This window comes from Lysobacter solisilvae (assembly GCF_016613535.2).
In the GTDB taxonomy this organism is placed as follows: domain Bacteria; phylum Pseudomonadota; class Gammaproteobacteria; order Xanthomonadales; family Xanthomonadaceae; genus Agrilutibacter; species Agrilutibacter solisilvae.
The window spans coordinates 2,848,034-2,864,824 of sequence record NZ_CP071518.1; the positions used below are offsets into that span (position 1 = coordinate 2,848,034).

Here is a 16,791-nt window from a genome sequence, read left to right on the forward strand (position 1 = left end):
TCGCGGCAAGGGCGATGTCACGGCGGCGTCGACGCCGCCTGAACACGGTCCGATTCAAGTTAGCCCGTCTACCGCGCTGTTCAGCCCGCACCGGGCAGACTCGCCCCCATTCCAATCAAATCCCCAGAGGCCTTCCCATGCGTCATCCGAAGACCCGCCTGCTTGCCGCCGCGCTGTGCACCCTGCTGGCCGGCACCGCCGCCGCAGGCGCCCGCGACGAGCTCAACGCCTTCACCAAGGGCCTCAAGGGCCTGGATGGCGCGTTCTCCCAGCAGGTGTTCGATCCCAAGGGCAAGCTCAAGGAAACCTCCAGCGGCAAGGTCGCGCTCTCCGCGCCCCGCCTGTTCCGCTGGGAGTACACGAAGCCCTACCCGCAGCTGATCGTCGCCGACGGCAAGACCGTGTGGGTGTTCGACCCGGACCTGCAGCAGGTCACCAAGCGGCCGCAGGGCGCCGAAGAGCAGCACAGCCCGCTGTCGGCCCTGATCGACCCGGGCAAGCTGGATGCGCAGTTCGTCGTCAAGGAAGCCGGCACGGACAAGGGACTGGAATGGCTGGTGCTGTCGCCCAAGGGCGAGAAGAGCGACGCCAGCTTCCAGAGCGCGCGGCTGGGGTTTGGCGCGGCGGGGCTGGAGAAGATGCAGGTCGTCGACGCACTGGGCCAGCGCACCGTGATCGACTTCAGCGGCTGGAAGCGCAATCCCGCGTTCGGACGCGACGTGTTCCGCTACAGCCCGCCCAAGGGCGTGGACGTGATCGGCGAGGGCGGTTGAGCGCATCCGTGCTGGCCAAGCCAGTCTGAAAGAAGGAAAGGGGCCCACGCGGGCCCCTTTCCATTTGTGCACCGGCGGTGTTGCTGCCGTGCGCGTTGCGCTCAGAAGAAGCCGCAGGTGTCGGTGAAGTAGCCCCCGTTGGAGTCCACGCCGCCATTGGTGTTCCAGGACAGGGTGACGCCCGAGCCGGAGCCGTTGCGGGTCACCGTGGCGCTGGCATCGCCGGTGAACTTGTGCGCGCACTTGGTTTCCGCAACCCAGCGTCCGGTGCGCCCGGAAGAGCCGTAGTTGTACGCGTTGCCGCAGGCCACGTCGTAGCCCAGCGTGCCCGAACCGCTGGAGGAATTGCTGTAGCCGAACGGCGCCGGATAGCAGCTGGAGTTGCAGCGGATGCCCGACTGCTGTCCGCCCAGGTTCTTGGTGACCAGGGTGATGCCGTAGATGTTCTTGTAGCGCTGGGTCCACGCGCCCCAGGTCAGCCACTTGGAGATGTAGGCCGGATTGCTGGCCAGGCCACAGGCGGCAAGCTTGGTGTCGCCGAGCTTGCCCGCCAGCGACGCGGGGCGTTCGCCGTACTGCACGCGCGGACCATAGCCGGCCGCCTTGGCCAGGCGACGGTTGTTCACGATCGAATCGAGGAACACGATGCTGGGGTCATAGACGACGCAGTGGCCCAGCTTCTCCCAGCACAGCTCGATCGCCTGGTGGCGCATCGTCTTCCCGGCCACGGTGGTCTGCACCGCGAGCTTGCGGTAGCGGCCCATTTCCAGTGGCAGGCCCGCGACTTCGAAGCCCTCCACGCCGCCACGCAGTTCGGTGCCATCGTAGCCATGCAGGTCCCGCTTGAAGCGCGGGTTGCGCAGCGAGAGCCTGTCCTCGTCCACCTCCACCAGGTGACGGGGCGTGCCGAGGATCTGGCCGAAGGAACGGCCCTGCAGCTGCTTGAGGGTGCCGGTCTCCAGCGTGCCCAGCGAGAAGGCGACCTGGCGGCCCGAGGCCGCGGCGAAGTCGGCGTAGACACCGTCGGCGTAGCCCGTGGACGCGGGAGGCGGGGACGCTTGCAGCGTCGCTGCGAGACACACGATCGAGACTCCGATAGCCAGGCTCGACACCAGTACTGTTGTCTTCATGACAGTTCCTTGTGGTTGTGTTGCAGGCTTGATGTCCCCGCGTTCGTTCCGGGAACGCGGGGCGGCGGCCTGGACCGGCCGCGGTCGGACAACGGTGGGGTTGCGTCTGCGTTGCCGTGCAGCCCCTCCTTGGCTGCGGATTCCTGGTCGTTCCGTGGGTCCAGGGCCGCGCGTTGCGCGTGGCCCGATTTCGACTGCGACGTTCGTGACTATCGCGCGTTGCCGATGGGGAACAAGGCGCGACCCGGGACGGAATGCGGGATTCGTGACGCAGGCCTCGCGCTTTGCGCCCCCTGTCAACGCGCCGTGAAGCCACCTTGCGCAGGCAACGATCTTGCTAAGGTATCGGCAGATCGCAGCAGGAATGGCAGGCGTGGCCAGAAGGGGTTCGACAGCCGGAATCGACAGTACGCAGGGACTTCTGCAGCCGTCAGGCGAGGACCTGCGCCCGCTCGCCGAGCGCATGCGTCCGGCCGCCCTGGACGAAATGGTGGGTCAGCGTCGATTGCTGGCCCCGGGCTCGGCCCTGCGGCGCGCCGTCGAGAACGGGCGCGTGCATTCCATGATCCTGTGGGGGCCGCCCGGTTGCGGAAAGACCACGCTGGCCCTGCTGCTCGCGCAGTATGCCGACGCGGAATTCCAGGCGATATCGGCGGTCCTGTGCGGCCTGCCGCAAGTGCGCGAGGTGCTGGCCCAGGCGGCCGCGCGGTTCGGGCAGGGACGTCGCACGGTGCTGTTCGTGGACGAGGTGCACCGCTTCAACAAGGTCCAGCAGGATGCCTTCCTGCCGCACATCGAGCGCGGCACGATCCTCTTCGTGGGCGCCACGACCGAGAATCCCTCCTTCGAACTCAACTCGGCGCTGTTGTCGCGCTGCCGCGTGCATGTCATGGAAGCCGTGTCCGCGGCCGACATCGCGGTGGCGCTGCACCGCGCCCTGGCCGACCGCGAGCGTGGCCTGGGTGCACTCGACCTTCGCATCGACGAGGCGCTGGTCGAGATGATCGCGCACGCCGCCGATGGCGACGTCCGCCGCGGGCTGACCTTCCTGGAAATCGCCGCGGACCTGGCCGGGCCTGGCGGCGAGGTGACGCAGGCGACGCTGGAGCAGGTGCTCGCCGACCGCACGCGCCGGTTCGACAAGGGCGGCGAGCAGTTCTACGACCAGATTTCGGCGCTGCACAAGAGCGTGCGCAGCTCCAATCCCGATGCCGCGTTGTACTGGCTGGCGCGCATGCTCGACGGCGGCGCCGATCCCAGCTACCTGGCACGACGCCTGACCCGCATGGCGGTGGAGGACATCGGCCTGGCCGACCCGCGTGCGCTGGAGATGGCCGTGGACGCGTGGGAAACCTACGACCGGCTGGGCAGTCCCGAGGGCGATCTCGCGCTGGCCCAGGTGGCGATCTACCTGGCGAGCACGGCCAAGTCGAACGCGGCCTATGTCGCCTTCAATGAGGCCCGCGCCGACGTGGCGCAGTACGGGACCCAGGAAGTGCCGCTGCATATCCGCAACGCGCCCACGCGCCTGATGAAGTCGCTCGGCTATGGCCGGGATTACCGCTACGACCACGACGTCGATGGCGGCATCGCGCTGGACCAGACCGGATTTCCCGATGCGATGGGCGAGCGGATCTATTACCGGCCGGTGACGCGCGGCATGGAGATCAAGCTGAAGGACAAGCTCGACGCGTTGCGCCAGGCGCGTGCAAAGGCGCGCGGCGAGGCGCCGCCGGAATGATGGCCCTGTGGTGGCAGCAGCTGGGCCTGGTGATGCTGGGCGGCGCGCTGGGCGCGGGCCTGCGGTTCTGGATCGGCGGTGCGCTGCTGCGCCAGCTGGGCGCGGGCTTTCCGTGGGGCACGCTGGCGGTCAACCTGCTCGGGGCGTTCGCGGGCGGGTTCCTGGTCGTCTGGCTGGAAGGCCGTGGCAGCGCGGCGTTGTACTGGCGCGCGTTCCTGGTGGTGGGGCTGCTGGGTGGCCTGACGACGTACTCGGCGATGATGATCGAGTGGCTGCTGTACACGCGCTCCTCGCGCACCGACCTGGCCTTCGTCTACCTGCTGACGACGCTGTTGCTGGGGCTGGTGCTGGTCTGGGCGGGCGCAAGGATGGGGCACGCGTGGCGCGGCTGATGGCGTCGCTGCGCGGCCTGCCCGGCACGGTGTGGCTGCTGGGTGTGATCAGCCTGTTGAACGACGCGGCCAGCGAGATGGTGTACCCGCTGCTGCCCCTGTTCCTGGCGACGACCCTGGGCGCCGGGCCGCGGGTGATCGGCCTGATCGAAGGACTGGCCGAGGCTGCCAGCAGCCTGCTCAAGCTGGTGTCGGGCGTGATTTCCGATCGCACGCGACGTGCCAAGCCATTCGTCGTGTGGGGCTACGGCGTGGCCGGTGTTGCGCGCACGTTGATCGCGGCGGCGACGGGCTGGTGGTTCGTGCTGGTCTGCCGGCTGGCCGACCGGATCGGCAAGGGCCTGCGCAGTTCTCCACGCGATGCGTTGCTGGGACGCGCGGTGAGTCCGCAGGAGCGCGGCCTGGCCTTCGGTTTCCATCGCGCCATGGACAACGCCGGCGCGGTGCTGGGGCCGCTCGCGGCCGCCGCCCTGCTGGCGGCGGGGCTGGAACTGCGCACCGTGTTCTGGTGCGCGGGAGTACCGGCACTGATGGTGCTGGTGCTGTCGTTCCGCGTCCGCGAGTCGGCGCCCCCAGCGGCTCCCGTCGCGCCGGCTACCCGCTTCAACTGGCATCTGCGGGAATTTCCGCCGCGCTTCCGGCGCTACCTGCTGATCCTGGGCCTGTTCATGCTGGGCAACTCCTCCAACCTGTTCCTGATCCTGCGCGCGCGCGAGTTTGGCGTGCCGCAGGCCCAGGTCCCCTTGATGTGGTCGCTGATGTCGCTGGTCGCGGCGCTGCTGCTGACCCCGCTGTCCGCGCTGTCCGACCGCGTCGGCCGGCGCCGGCTGATCCTCTCCGGCTGGGCGATCTACGCGGTGCTCTACCTCGTGCTGGCCCGGGGGGGATGGCCGACGTGGACGGTGTGGGGCGTGTTCGTCGCCTATGGCGTGTTCATTGCCGCCACCGAAGGCGCCGAGAAGGCGCTGGTGGCCGACCTGGTGCCGCCGGCGCAGTTGGGCACCGCGTTCGGTTGGTATCACCTCACGCTGGGCGTGACGCTGCTGCCGGCCTCGCTGCTGTTCGGCGTGTTCTGGGAATCGGTGTCGCCGGCGCTCGCTTTCGGCTTCGGTGCCGGCTGCGCCGTCGCCGCATCCCTGCTGCTCGCGTTCTGGCTGCCCGATCACGACGACTGAGCAGCACGGGCGGTCCGCCGGAAGCGGCGCCGCCGCCTAGGGACTTCACCGGCCCGGCACGGGCCATCGGCAAAGGTGATGCCGCGCCGACCGGCATCCGGCGTGAGGAGGGCGCCCATGGGCCTGCAGCAACGCGAAGGCAAGTCCGACGTGCGGATCGGTGCAGAACCCCGCCCGCGGCCGCCGCGCAGTGCGCGCGACGATCGGGAGCTTGCCGGCATCACCGGCGCGCGCCGCGCCCGCGCGCTCGGTTTCGTCGCGCCGATGCTGACCACCGCGGCGAAAGCGGCCCCCGACGGCCCGCAATGGCTGCACGAATGGAAATGGGATGGCTACCGGCTGGTTGCCGCGGTCTCCGCGTCAACCCCGCCGCGGCTGTGGTCACGCAACGGCCTTGCGTGGGAAGCGCGCGTGCCGGAGATCGCGACGGCGCTGGCGTCCCTGCACCGGACGGTCGTGCTGGATGGCGAACTCATCGCTGTCGACGAGCAGGGGCGCAGCGACTTCAACGCGCTGCAGCACGCGCTCAAGCAGGGGGAAACTTCCCAGTTGCGATATGCGGTCTTCGATCTCATGCGGCTGGATGACATCGACCTGACCGGCGTGCCGCTGGAAGTTCGCAAGGCCCTGCTGGAAAGCCTGGTGGCAGGCGCCGATGCCCGCCTGTTCTACAGCGGGCATGTCACGGGGACCGGCCCGGCTGTCTTCGCCGAAGCCAGCGCGCGTGGCATGGAGGGCATCATCAGCAAGCGGCTGGGCAGCCCTTATCGCCACGGCCGCAGCACCGACTGGCTGAAGATCAAGGCGGTGGAAACCCGCGAGTTCGTCGTGGTGGGATACACGCCGCCCAAGGGCAGTCGCAAGGGCATCGGCGCATTCCTGCTGGCACAGCCAAGGCGCGGAAAACTGGTCTATGCCGGTCGCGTCGGCTCGGGGCTCACCGATGCCGTGCTCGAGCAACTGCCCGAAACGTTGGGGGCGCTGGAAACCGCGGCTCCGACGGTGCCGTTGCCGGCGCATACGCCGCTGCCGGCGGGACGGGTCCGGTGGCTGCGGCCGCAGCTGGTGGCCGAAGTGGTGTTCCGCGGCTGGGGCAAGGAGGGCTTGCTGCGACAGGCCTCGTTCCTGCGGCTGCGGCCTGACCACAAGGCCTCGCCGGCGCTCGAACAACCCGCGCCGCTGGTCAAGCTGACCAGTCCGGCGCGCGTGGTGTATCCCGACATCGGTGCCACCAAGCAGCAGGTGTTCGACTATTACCTTTCCGTGGGCGATCGCGTGCTGGCGGAAGTCGCGGGCAGGCTGCTGTCGATCGTGCGCTGTCCCGATGGCATCGCCGGCCCCCGCTTCTTCCAGAAGCACGCCGGACCCGGCTTCGGCGAGGCGGTGCGACGCATGCGGATCCGCGAGGCTGACGGGGACCAGGCGGAATACTTCTACATCGACGACATCGCGGGCCTGATGAACCTGGTGCAGATGAATGCGATCGAATTCCACCCGTGGGGTTCGCAGGTGGACGCGCTCGAGCGTCCCGACAGATTGATCTTCGACCTGGATCCGGATCCCTCCATCACCTGGCCCCAGGTGAAGCGGGCGGCCGTGGAACTGCGCGACGAACTGGCAGCCCTAGGGCTGTCGTCCTGGCCACGACTGTCAGGCGGGAAGGGCGTGCATGTGGTTGTGCCACTGGCGCCGCGCGCGGACTGGGACGCTGCCCGGGAATTCTGCGGCCGCTTCGCCACCGCCATGTCACTCAAGGCGCCTGACCGTTACGTGGGCACGATGAGCAAGGCCAAGCGTAGCGGGCGGATCTTCATCGACTGGCTGCGCAATGCGCGCGGCGCGACCAGTGTCGCCGGCTGGTCGCTGCGCGCGCGCGCCGGCGCGCCGGCGGCGTTGCCGGTGGAATGGGACGAACTGGCCCGCATCCGGCGCCCGGACCGCTACTCGATCCGTGACGCCGCGTCGCGGCCGTTGCCGGCATTCATCGCCGACCTCATCGCACGCGCGCCACCGTTGCCGACGCCGCGCGGCTGAGGATCAATGCGTGCGGTCCGTGTCGGCGGACCCGGGTTGGGGGAATTCGCGCGTCAGCGTGTCCATCCCGACGTTGTCACCCCCGGCCTGGGGTGCGAGCATGACGCCCTGGCCATCGGCCAGTTCCACCGGGCGACCGGCGCGACGGCTGGCCGAGCGTGCCAGGCCACCCCGGCGGCCCGCTTCGCGGGCCTCATCCGCGTCGAACTCGTGGGCGTTGCCACTGCGATGTGCGGCGCGACCACCCATGCTGGCGATGGCCCGCTGCTTTTCCGCGTCCATGGCCGCGAAGCCGCGCGCGCGAGGGGTTCCGGTTTGGCTGCGGTGAGGCATGACGCTATCTCCGGTCATCGCCGTGCCTGCGCATCCTGCGCCGGCAGCGGCTCACTTGGGGAAGACCAGCCGTGGGTCCAGGGTGAACGGCTGCACCTGCATCACCGTCAGGCGGCTGATGCGTGGGTGGTCGGGATTGATCAACAGGTTGAGCGAAGCCTCGCAGAGCACGCTGGGCAGGGCCAGCGCCACGGCTTCCGCGCGCTGGATCCACGCGTCGCCGAACGCGCGGACCTCGTCGCGATACGGGCACTCGCGCCAGCGCGGCGGCAGTGGCCCCGGGGTGGCGATGTCCTCGGCGGGCAGCCGCGCATGCGCGATCACCAGGTCCTGCGCGTGTTCATCCTCCACGTGCGCCAGATATTCCAGGACCGCACCGGCGGGTGTGCGCGCGGCATAGATTGCGGCGGTGCCTGGAGTGGTCCATCGCCCGCCGGACTGGTTGCGCTCTCGCGTGAAAGCACCCACGGCATCCGCCGCAGGGACGACCCGGTACACCTCGGCCAGCGCCGAGGTCGGGTCATGTAGCTGACTGGGCGAGTTGCCAACCGAAATCGCGGTGTTCGCCGCGGCGCCGGTAGCGGAAAAATTGTCCGCCAACCCGCGTTCGAAATCGCTCTGGAGTTCCGAGGCAGCCGAATCGGGATGCATGGAGCGTCGTGCAATGGGAACTGACGGATCAGCTTAGATGATGATGGATAAGGTGAAGTGAAGCCCTCAGCCAGCACGCGGAAAAACAGGGGAAATTTTCACTTGGAATGAAAACCCGCTCCCCTATGGTGCGGCAACGGCTTGCTGTTTCGACGCGGCCGCAGGTACAGGCTGGCACGCGCCTTGCCAGCCTTGGACCCACTACCCCGACGCACAGGCAGGAGGGCAATCAGTGCGTGATTCCAACATTGGCAACGAACTGAAAGACGTCGCGCATGAAGTCATGCGCTTTGGCGAGCGATGCGTGCAGGCAGGCCGCACGTGGCTCAATGAAAGGAGGGATGAAATGAACAATCGCAACAACGAAGATCGTGGCGACTATGGCTCCGGTCAACGTGGGCAACACAGCGAACAGACGCGGTCCGATGGACCTTCCGCACGGTATGCAGGCGCCAGGCAGGGCTCGGGGCAGGGCGCTTCCAGCCAGCAGTACTCCAACCAGCAATATTCCAACCCGCAATACTCCAGCCCGGACTATTCCGAATCCGAAGTGTCCGACCAGAATCTGCGCGGTGGCCGCGGCCAGCCGATGAACCGCAATCGCGGCGAGTACTACGGCGGTGCGCAGTTCAACGAGCGCTCGCAGAGTGCCGGATGGGATCAGGACGGCGGGAGCGAATGGAGCTATGAGGGCGGTCCAGAGCGGTTCGGATCGTCGGGTTACAGCGAGGGCAACCTGCGGGCCTCGGGCGCCTATCAGGGCGAGTACTCGCAGTCCAACCGCCAGAACGTGCAGCAGTATGGCCGCCAGGCGTACGGCCAGGGCCGGGGTCAGGAAAATTACGGCATGCAGCGCGGCCAGTACGGGCGCGAGCAGTCAGGCGCCAGTGATTACTACGGTGGGCGCCAGGGATTCGGCTCCCAGGCCGGCTATGGGAGCGAGTACAACACGTACGGCCGCAACCAGGGCTATGGCGAAGCGTCCGGCTATACGCGCCAGCAGAACTTCGGTCCGCGTGGGACTTCGGGCATTGGCCGCAATCCGCAGGGCGGCAGCTTCTATGGCGGCGAGAGTTCGGGATCCGGCGGCCGTGGGCCGCTGTACGCAAGCCAGGACTACCAGGACGAGGGCGAGATGTCCGGCTATCGGGGCGGTCGCGAGCTGGGCACGCAGGAGATCGGCAGCCGCGCCTCGGGGCGGTATGGGACCGAGCCCGGGCAGTACGGGTACGGCGGATATGGCCTCGGGACACGGGGCTACCGCGGCGTCGGTCCGAAAAACTACATGCGTTCCGACGAGCGCCTGATGGAGGAGATCAACGAACGCCTGACCGATGACGACGACCTCGACGCCAGCGACATCTCCGTGCGCGTCGCCGATTGCAAGGTCACGCTGGAAGGTACGGTCGACCAGCGCTGGATGAAGCACCGCGCCGAAGACATCGCCGACGCCTGCAGCGGCGTGAAGGAGGTCGACAACCGGATCACCGTGTCCTCGGCGTCGCGCGACCTGGGTGCGTCGTCGCGTGCGCAGTCGAGGACCAGCGGCAGCCGCACGACTGCGGGCGCCGCATCCGGCACTTCGGCAACCGGTGCTACCGGAACAAGCACGACTGGAGCGTCAACGACGGGCACCCAGAACCCGCCAGGTTCAATCGGTACACACTAGGCAGCAAGGGGCCGCGCGCGTGCTGCGCGCGGCCCTGCTTCAGAGTCAAGGGGCGCGGCTGGCAACTTTCTGCCAGCGGCGGCGCCTGGGGAGCTGCGCAAGTGATCGCTGGATTTCAGTTGGCGGTGGAATGTGCGCGTCCGTTGCCAGATCTGGGTCCGCGCGGATCGTTGAGGGGCAGGTCGCCACGCAGGGCGGCGTCCAGCAGCGCCTCGATCTGGTCGATGCGATAGGGCTTGGGGACGATCGGGTGGTGTCGGAACGCACTGGACAGGCCGCCTGCGCCACGCGCGGAGGCGAAGAAGAAGGGAACTTCCATCGCGCGGAGCTTTTCGGCGACCGGATAGACCTCGTCGTCGCCCAGGTTGATGTCCAGCATGGCCGCATCGAAGCGTTCGCGCGCCACGGCCGCCATTGCACCCTGCAGCGTATCGGCGTGGGTGACCACGTAACCGGTATCGTGCAACAAGTCCTGCACCATCGCGGCCAGGAGGGGTTCGTCCTCCACCAGCAGGATGTTGCGGCTTTTTCCGATGGCTTTGCCCATCACTCCTCCAACCGATGCCTTTGACGCATTGTGCGGAGGCGGGGTGTCGCGACAGGGTGGAGGTGAAAGCCGGCGTTCATGCATGTGCCGACGATGTCGACAGGAACGATGACGGCAATCGATCGCTCAGCGCTCTCCTGCCACCGAGGCGGAGCTGCCGGCCGCTCGAAGCAGGATGTCGTTCATGGCCGGCGACCACACCGACCAGGTGTGCCCGCCCTTGCGTACGAGCACCTGCTCGGCAGGCAAAGCGGGCAGGAGGAAGGGCATGGCCCTGCTCAGGCGGTCGTCCTCGCCGTAAGCCAGCCAGACGCGGCGCGCCGATGCGGGCCGTTGTGTCCAGCCCTGGATGTGACGCCACAGTTCGTGTTGCCAGGTGTCGGCGGTGATCGGCTGTGGGGGGCCGGCGTCCCAGGAGGCCACGCCGCCGGCATGGTCGATCTCCGCGATCATGGAAGTTTCGCCGAGGTAAGGCGCCAGCAGGATCAGGCCGTCGAGTTCGTCGGGGTAATGCGCGTCATACAGCATCGTGCCCATGCCGCCCATGGAAGCGCCCGCCAGCCAGATCTCCTGATAGCCGCGCGTGCGCGCTGGGAGGACGACTTCCGAACGCAGGCGCTGCACCGCGATTCCCTGCCGGTAGTACGGCATGGTCAGTGCAGCCAGCACCACGTCCGCGTCGGGCCAGGCCGATTGCACGGACTGCACGATGCCGCTGCCGCGCAGGGCCTCCAGGTCGTCCGCCCGGCCCGGGAGGACGATCACCAGCCGGGTGGGCTTCTGCGGGGCGGTGATCAACGCGGTGGGTATGGGCTGGCTTGCATCGCCGCGCGCGGCGCAGCCGGACAGCGCCGCCAACATGGACGCGACCATGACGACAGGCAGGATCCGGCACAGGCTTGCGCGGAAGGAGGTCATGGGGTCGTCTCGATCTGGGTCCGGCAATCATGGCTGCGTGCACGTGAAGATCACGCGGCATCGCCGCGCATTCGCTGCATCGGCGGAATGCGCGGCCGCGGCTATCATCGCCCGCAACCTGTCCCGGCCGAACCAACCCCCGATGTCCACCGCGATCCTGTGGTTCCGCAACGACCTGCGCCTGGCCGACAACCCGGCCCTGCAGGCGCTCCTGCGTGGCGACTTCACTGCATTGCCGGTGTACGTCCATGCGCCCGGGGAGGAGGGCGCCTGGGCGCCGGGTGCCGCTTCGGACGCCTGGCGCCGACGTTCCCTGCAGGCCCTGGACGCGCAGTTGCGTGCGCTGGGCTCGCGGCTGCACGTCTTCACGGGCCCCACGCTGGATACCCTGGCCCGGGTCGCGCAGGCGAGCGGCGCGCAGGCGGTGTTCTGGAATCGCCGCTACGAGCCGGCGATCGAGGCTCGCGACGCGGTCGTCAAGCGCGCGCTGAGGTCGCAGGGGCTTCGCGCTGAGAGCCACGACGCCGCGCTCCTGTTCGAGCCCTGGCAGGTGCAGACCCGCCAGGGAGATCCCTACCGCGTGTTCACGCCTTTCTGGCGCACCGCGCTGTCGCAGTGGCGCCTGCCGCCGGAAAGCGAAGCGCCGCGACGGCTCCCGGCGCCGGCGCCAACATCGGCCCTGGACGAGGTGGAGCTCGACCTCATCCTGCCGTCGCCCGCGCCGCGGTGGGATGCCGGCTTCTGGTCCCACTGGACGCCCGGCGAAGGTGGCGCGCGGGAGGCGATGACGGAATTCGCAACGCAGCGCACGGCGGATTACGCGCTTGCGCGAGATCGCCCCGCTGTCCAGGGCACGTCCAGGTTGTCGCCCCACCTGCATTTCGGCGAGATCTCGCCGTGGCGCATCGTCCGCGCACTCGAATCATCCCCGGCCGCCGAGCGCGAGGCGTTCGTGCGCGAACTGGGCTGGCGCGAATTCGCCCACCACGTGCTGCACCATTTTCCGCACACGCCCGAGGCGAACTTCAATCCGCGCTTCGACGACTTCCCCTGGGCGGAGGTCCCGCCTGCGCATCTGGATGCCTGGCGACATGGCCACACCGGCGTGCCGCTCGTGGATGCGGGCATGCGCGAGCTGTGGCACACCGGGTGGATGCACAACCGCGTGCGGATGGTGGTCGCCAGTTTCCTGGTCAAGAACCTGCGGGGCCACTGGCGACACGGTGCGCGGTGGTTCTGGGACACGCTCGTCGACGCGGACCTGGCCAACAACACGCTGGGCTGGCAATGGGCGGCAGGCACCGGCGTGGACGCCTCGCCCTACGTGCGCGTGTTCAATCCGACGCTGCAGGCACAGCGCTTCGACCCGCAGGGGGAATACATCGCCCGCTGGCTGCCTGGTTTCGAGCGTTTGCCGGCAGCGCTTCGCCACGAACCCTGGCGCGATCCGGCGGCGGTGGCGGCCGTCGCGCCCGACTATCCGCGCCAGCCGGTCGTGGACCTCGCGCGGAGCCGGCAGGACGCACTGGAAGCGTTCGCGCGCTCGCGTGCGCTGCGTACCTGACACGGCGCCTGTCAGAAGGGCTGAATCCACTCCAGTGTGGCCTGGCGGTATCCGTAGCCGCCGCCGGTGCCCGTGGGCGTGTTGGTATAGGTTGCGCTGGCACGCAGGTAACCGCGATCGGCGCGACGCGGGCTGGTGAGCGAGACCTCGGCCATCGCCGCATCGTGCCAGGCTCGTCCGGTGTCGCGTTGCCGGCCCCAGCCCGCGGTGCCGCTGAAGGCCCAGCCCTGCGCGAAGTGGCGGCGCACCTGCACGGTGGGCATGAGTTCGAGGAAGTCCTCCGGCGAGTAGTAGTCGTGCTCACCAGGATGGCTGCTGTGGAACGCGCGGCCGCGAAGCTGCACGCTCAGGCCCCACTCGGGCTTGACCACGGCGATGTACCGCGCCCGGACATGGGTGCGCACGTTGTCACCCGTGAAGGCCTGCACGCCGACGAGAGCGGTGAGCTGCTGGCGGTCTTCCCGACCCAGCGGGAAATCGTAGGCGGCCCCGACGAAGGTGTGGTACAGCCCCTGCACGCCTTGCGGGGTTTCGACGATGTCGCGCTCGACGAAATATTCTTGCCGGACACGGTCTTCACGCACGAGCGCCGCGCTGCCGACCAGGCTTTCGCCATCGGTGCCGATCCGTGCGTTCCAGTTCCACGGCCCCTGTGCGTCGGCGAAGGCGAAGAAGGCACGGTCGTCCCGCCACGACGGCGCCTGGGCAAAGCGCACCTGCATCGTTTCCAGCTCCAGGCCACGGTAGGACCCGGGGCCCGCGTATTTCCAGGCGGCGCCCAGTGCGAAACGGGTGACCTGCGTGTCGTCGGCGTCGTCGGACACGAACACGCGGGTGCTGCCTGCGGTCTGGGCGAACGCGGACGGGATCGCACAGCCCAGCGCCAAGGCGAGGAGCCACGGCATCGGCGGCCGGTGGCCGCCCGAGGTTCGAGCGTCGCGGCATTGGCTCATTATTTGGTTCCCCATCGCTTGCGAACGCCCAGCAACTCGGTCGCGTAACCCCACACGCAGATCGGCTGCAGGAGCATGGTGTAGACGAAGACATACAGGACGAATCCTGCGGTGTTGCGGCGCACGTTGAGGTCCTGCCGCTTGAACATGCGGTGCTGGACGCGAAAGATCACCATGTTCCACAGCACGGCCAGCGGCAGCACGAGCAGGGTCATGGGGCCGGCAAGCCAGTAGATGCCGAACAGCGCAAGGACCAGGCCTGGAATGAAGGCGAAGGTGTAGACCAGGTCCAGTGGCAGGAACAGCAGGTTCCACCAGATGAAAAGCACCGTCATGCGCGGCTTCACGAGCAGGCCGGGATGGGTGAGGAAGGCCTCGATCAGGCCGCGCGACCAGCGCTGGCGCTGCCGTGCGAACTGGGCCAGTTTCACCGGCACGTGGGTGAAGGCGATCGCGTCCTCGCAGTAGCCGATGCGGTAGCCGCGCGCCAGCAGGGCCCAGGACGCCACGATGTCCTCGCCCACGCACTGCGGCCAGCCCCCGACCTCGCGCAGCGTGTCGCGGTCGTAAAGCGAGAACGCACCCTGCGCGACCAGCGTGCCGTGATACATGCTCTGCATGCGCTTGACCGCGGCGATACCGTGGAAGTAGTCCCATTCCTGCATGCGGGTCAGCCAGTTGAAGCGCGAGTTCCGCGCCAGCACGCAGCCGGCGACCGCGCGCGTGCCGGGAGGGTCGGCCATGTAACGCTCGACCAGGTGGCGCACGGCGTCCTCGTAGACCCAGCAGTCGGCATCGACGGTCAATACGATGGCGTGCTGCGCGCGCGCCAGGCCATCGTTGAGTACGCTCGCCTTGCCGCGGTTGCGCTCGTGCGTGACTACGTGGAAACGGTGGTTGCGGCGCGCGGGAAATCGCGCGATGGCTGCGTGGACCTGGGCGACGGTGTCATCGCTGGAGCCGTCATCGAGGATCAGGATCTCGCACTCGCCGAGGTAGTCCTGCCCGGCCAGGCTGCGAACGGTATCGGCAATGGCGTCGGCTTCGTTGTAGCAGGCCACGAGGATCGTCAGTGGCGGATAGTGATCGAGAAGACGCCGCGCTGGCCGCCTGTCCAGCAGGATGGTCGTGGCGAGGAAGGCGTTCATGAAGCCGGGCACGTAGGCAATGAACGCGATGACGAACCACGCCGCCGGGCGACCGATGATCCTTCCCAGCGAATCGACCCAGGGCAGCGACAGCCAGACACTGAAGGCCGCCCACGCGATCCCCAGCAGCACGGCCAGCGCGTACTTGACGGGTACTGGCAGGTAGATGCGCCGGGAGGCGACCGGTGGAGCTGCGATGTGCTCCAGTCCGGGAGCGCTTGGGGTGGAAGGCGAGAAGTAGTCGGACGGATCGAACTCCGGCACGGGGACAGGTCGCGGCTCGGGGCCGTGCGATCGTGGCGTCACACCCATGCGGGGGCAGTCCGGTTCAAGAAGGATCCGGAGCCTAGAAACTCGCGTGTGAAACCCGCGGGGCAGACCTGAACGGGTATTCAGGCCTGCGCTGCCGACGTGAGTGCATCAGGGTGGCCGAGCAGCCTGCGCTTGCCCCGCGTTCCACGTCGGCAAACTCACCACGATGTCCGCGGTTGCTGGATCAGCGCACGCTGATGGTGGAGACCGGTCCTCGGACTTGACGGCATGCCCTACGGATCAGACCGCCCAGGCAGCCCGCCTGAGGCGGCCCCTCCCATCATCAGGCCGCTTCGGCCAGGCTGTTGGCGAGGCTGCGCCAGCGGGGCAGCTGCTCGAACTGGCCCACCTTGCGCAGGTAACCCTCGTCGATCGGCGTGCCGTTGATCAGCGTGGTGGCTACATGCACGGCGCCGGTCACCCAGAAGCCGCGGATCTTCGCCGGGTCCGTGTGGAAGGCCACGGCCTCCACGATCGGAGCGGGCAGGCCCCACAGGCCCAGCAGATAGGCGCCGGCGACGTTGTGCGGCGTGGGCTCCCGTCCGTCTTCCGTCGCGGCGAGCGGCAACAGCAGGCCCACCTGGGCCAGCAGTCCGGCCGTGGAGGCCAGTTCGGCACTGGGTCCGGCCAGCAACTGGCCGGCCAGGCGCGAGATGCGCAGCGCGCGGTCGCGCAGCGCGTTGGCCTTGGCCGGGTTGGTGCCGCCGGCGAACACTTCGCTCGCCAGCACCAGCTGGCGCAGCACATTGCTCCCCAAGCGCGTGACGGCGGTGCGGACATCGGTGATTTCGCGGCCGGTCGCGTAGTACGCCGAGTTGGTCATGCGCAGCACCTGCGCCGCGACGGCGGGATCCTGCGAGACGACATCGGCCACGCGCGCGGCGCTGACATCGGGATCGCGCAGCAGGCGCGTCAGCGCCAGATACTGGTTCGGCGCCGCGGGCAGCGAGCCGACGCGGCCGATGGCGCGCTTGAGGTCGGGGTCATCGAGCAGCGCCCTGAGTTCGTACGCGCTCTCGACGGCTTCGATCAGCGCGATGGAGTCGAGGGGCGCGGGCAACACGCGCTGGGTGACCTCCAGGGCGTGCATGGCCTCGTGGTCCTGGCCGCTTTCCATCAGCAGGATGCGCATGGCTTCGGGGTGTCGCTGCCGCAGCAGCCCCAGCAAGCCGATGCCGCCGCTGGCGCCGATCCGATCGGCGCAGACGAGCACGTCCGGCACGCATTGGCCCATCAAGGCCGTCTCGGGCTTGTCGGTCCAGGCGATTTCCCAGTCCAGGCCCTGGTCGGCCAGCTCCCGGCCTGCGCGGGCTGCGGCCTCACCGTCTTCACTCACCACCAGAATCAGCACTGTCCGGCGCTCCTGTGCACAGTCTCTCCGGACCGATAGCGGCGGCACCCAAGCGGCCTTGAGGGGCGCGTTTCGAAAGTGCCAACTGGCTCACGCTCCA

The 16,791-nt window shown here is 68.5% G+C and carries 15 protein-coding genes; 7 read left to right on the plus strand and 8 right to left on the minus strand.

The genetic code is table 11. The annotated features are described in order from the left end of the window. Positions 1–137 precede the first annotated feature (137 nt). The gene (lolA, locus tag I8J32_RS12500; protein ID WP_200612670.1) at positions 138–773 is read left to right on the plus strand and encodes an outer membrane lipoprotein chaperone LolA; all 636 of its coding nucleotides are present in this window, start codon (positions 138–140) and stop codon (positions 771–773) included. Positions 774–874: 101 nt separating this feature from the next. Here the strand turns inward: lolA and I8J32_RS12505 are convergent, their stop codons facing one another. Next, positions 875–1,903 carry a hypothetical protein gene (locus tag I8J32_RS12505; protein ID WP_200612672.1) on the minus strand — a complete coding sequence of 343 codons (1,029 nt, stop codon included), beginning with the start codon at positions 1,901–1,903 and terminating at the stop codon, positions 875–877. Positions 1,904–2,366: 463 nt separating this feature from the next. Between I8J32_RS12505 and I8J32_RS12510 the strand changes: the two genes are divergently transcribed. From I8J32_RS12510 to ligD, 4 genes are all read left to right on the plus strand, one after another. Beyond that, positions 2,367–3,644: a replication-associated recombination protein A gene (locus I8J32_RS12510; protein WP_245156326.1), complete on the plus strand. Its 1,278-nt coding sequence runs from the start codon at positions 2,367–2,369 to the stop codon at positions 3,642–3,644. Continuing rightward, positions 3,641–4,036 carry a fluoride efflux transporter CrcB gene (crcB, locus tag I8J32_RS12515; RefSeq protein ID WP_200612675.1) on the plus strand — a complete coding sequence of 132 codons (396 nt, stop codon included), beginning with the start codon at positions 3,641–3,643 and terminating at the stop codon, positions 4,034–4,036. The genes I8J32_RS12510 and crcB overlap by 4 nt, the downstream gene beginning before the upstream one ends. After that, a complete protein-coding gene (locus tag I8J32_RS12520; RefSeq protein WP_245156327.1) occupies positions 4,024–5,211 on the plus strand; it encodes an MFS transporter in 1,188 nt (395 codons plus the stop codon). The genes crcB and I8J32_RS12520 overlap by 13 nt, the downstream gene beginning before the upstream one ends. Before the next feature lie 117 nt (positions 5,212–5,328). Beyond that, positions 5,329–7,245 carry a DNA ligase D gene (ligD, locus tag I8J32_RS12525; RefSeq protein ID WP_200612677.1) on the plus strand — a complete coding sequence of 639 codons (1,917 nt, stop codon included), beginning with the start codon at positions 5,329–5,331 and terminating at the stop codon, positions 7,243–7,245. 3 nt (positions 7,246–7,248) lie between these two features. Here the strand turns inward: ligD and I8J32_RS12530 are convergent, their stop codons facing one another. Together I8J32_RS12530 and I8J32_RS12535 are read right to left on the minus strand one after the other, a co-directional pair. Next, positions 7,249–7,578 carry a KGG domain-containing protein gene (locus I8J32_RS12530; protein ID WP_200612680.1) on the minus strand — a complete coding sequence of 110 codons (330 nt, stop codon included), beginning with the start codon at positions 7,576–7,578 and terminating at the stop codon, positions 7,249–7,251. A gap of 51 nt (positions 7,579–7,629) precedes the next feature. Continuing rightward, positions 7,630–8,229 (minus strand): RES family NAD+ phosphorylase, encoded by a 600-nt coding sequence (locus tag I8J32_RS12535; protein ID WP_200612683.1) that lies wholly within the window; start codon positions 8,227–8,229, stop codon positions 7,630–7,632. A 232-nt stretch (positions 8,230–8,461) separates the two neighbouring features. On the opposite strand from I8J32_RS12535, the gene I8J32_RS12540 reads away from it, so the two are divergent. Continuing rightward, entirely contained in the window at positions 8,462–9,898 is a 1,437-nt protein-coding gene (locus I8J32_RS12540; protein ID WP_200612686.1) for a BON domain-containing protein, read from the plus strand. A 115-nt stretch (positions 9,899–10,013) separates the two neighbouring features. On the opposite strand, the gene I8J32_RS12545 is transcribed toward I8J32_RS12540, so the two are convergent. Next, on the minus strand, positions 10,014–10,445 hold the full coding sequence (locus I8J32_RS12545) for a response regulator (protein ID WP_200612689.1): 432 nt from the start codon (positions 10,443–10,445) through the stop codon (positions 10,014–10,016). A 126-nt stretch (positions 10,446–10,571) separates the two neighbouring features. Further along, complete coding sequence (locus I8J32_RS12550; RefSeq protein ID WP_200612692.1) at positions 10,572–11,363, minus strand: alpha/beta hydrolase-fold protein; 792 nt, start codon at positions 11,361–11,363, stop codon at positions 10,572–10,574. 142 nt (positions 11,364–11,505) lie between these two features. Between I8J32_RS12550 and I8J32_RS12555 the strand changes: the two genes are divergently transcribed. Next, positions 11,506–12,927: a cryptochrome/photolyase family protein gene (locus I8J32_RS12555; protein WP_200612695.1), complete on the plus strand. Its 1,422-nt coding sequence runs from the start codon at positions 11,506–11,508 to the stop codon at positions 12,925–12,927. 11 nt (positions 12,928–12,938) lie between these two features. Here I8J32_RS12555 and I8J32_RS12560 read toward each other — a convergent pair whose 3' ends face one another. From I8J32_RS12560 to I8J32_RS12570, 3 genes are all read right to left on the minus strand, one after another. Continuing rightward, a complete protein-coding gene (locus I8J32_RS12560) occupies positions 12,939–13,880 on the minus strand; it encodes a hypothetical protein (RefSeq protein ID WP_200612697.1) in 942 nt (313 codons plus the stop codon). Beyond that, positions 13,880–15,292, minus strand: a complete 1,413-nt coding sequence (locus I8J32_RS12565; RefSeq protein WP_245156328.1) for a glycosyltransferase — start codon at positions 15,290–15,292, stop codon at positions 13,880–13,882. Before I8J32_RS12565 ends, I8J32_RS12560 begins: the two co-directional genes overlap by 1 nt. A gap of 331 nt (positions 15,293–15,623) precedes the next feature. Continuing rightward, positions 15,624–16,691, minus strand: a complete 1,068-nt coding sequence (locus I8J32_RS12570) for an HDOD domain-containing protein (RefSeq protein WP_245156329.1) — start codon at positions 16,689–16,691, stop codon at positions 15,624–15,626. Positions 16,692–16,791: the final 100 nt, after the last annotated feature.

Excerpts from the sequence above, each read along its gene's own strand:
- I8J32_RS12555 (WP_200612695.1), top strand. The coding sequence starts at position 11,506 with ATGTCCACCGCGATCCTGTGGTTCCGCAACGACCTGCGCCTGGCCGAC.
- ligD (WP_200612677.1), top strand. The coding sequence starts at position 5,329 with ATGGGCCTGCAGCAACGCGAAGGCAAGTCCGACGTGCGGATCGGTGCA.
- crcB (WP_200612675.1), top strand. The coding sequence starts at position 3,641 with ATGATGGCCCTGTGGTGGCAGCAGCTGGGCCTGGTGATGCTGGGCGGC.
- I8J32_RS12545 (WP_200612689.1), bottom strand. The coding sequence starts at position 10,445 with ATGGGCAAAGCCATCGGAAAAAGCCGCAACATCCTGCTGGTGGAGGAC.
- lolA (WP_200612670.1), top strand. The coding sequence starts at position 138 with ATGCGTCATCCGAAGACCCGCCTGCTTGCCGCCGCGCTGTGCACCCTG.
- I8J32_RS12510 (WP_245156326.1), top strand. The coding sequence starts at position 2,367 with ATGCGTCCGGCCGCCCTGGACGAAATGGTGGGTCAGCGTCGATTGCTG.
- I8J32_RS12535 (WP_200612683.1), bottom strand. The coding sequence starts at position 8,229 with ATGCATCCCGATTCGGCTGCCTCGGAACTCCAGAGCGATTTCGAACGC.
- I8J32_RS12550 (WP_200612692.1), bottom strand. The coding sequence starts at position 11,363 with ATGACCTCCTTCCGCGCAAGCCTGTGCCGGATCCTGCCTGTCGTCATG.
- I8J32_RS12530 (WP_200612680.1), bottom strand. The coding sequence starts at position 7,578 with ATGCCTCACCGCAGCCAAACCGGAACCCCTCGCGCGCGCGGCTTCGCG.
- I8J32_RS12560 (WP_200612697.1), bottom strand. The coding sequence starts at position 13,880 with ATGAGCCAATGCCGCGACGCTCGAACCTCGGGCGGCCACCGGCCGCCG.
- I8J32_RS12505 (WP_200612672.1), bottom strand. The coding sequence starts at position 1,903 with ATGAAGACAACAGTACTGGTGTCGAGCCTGGCTATCGGAGTCTCGATC.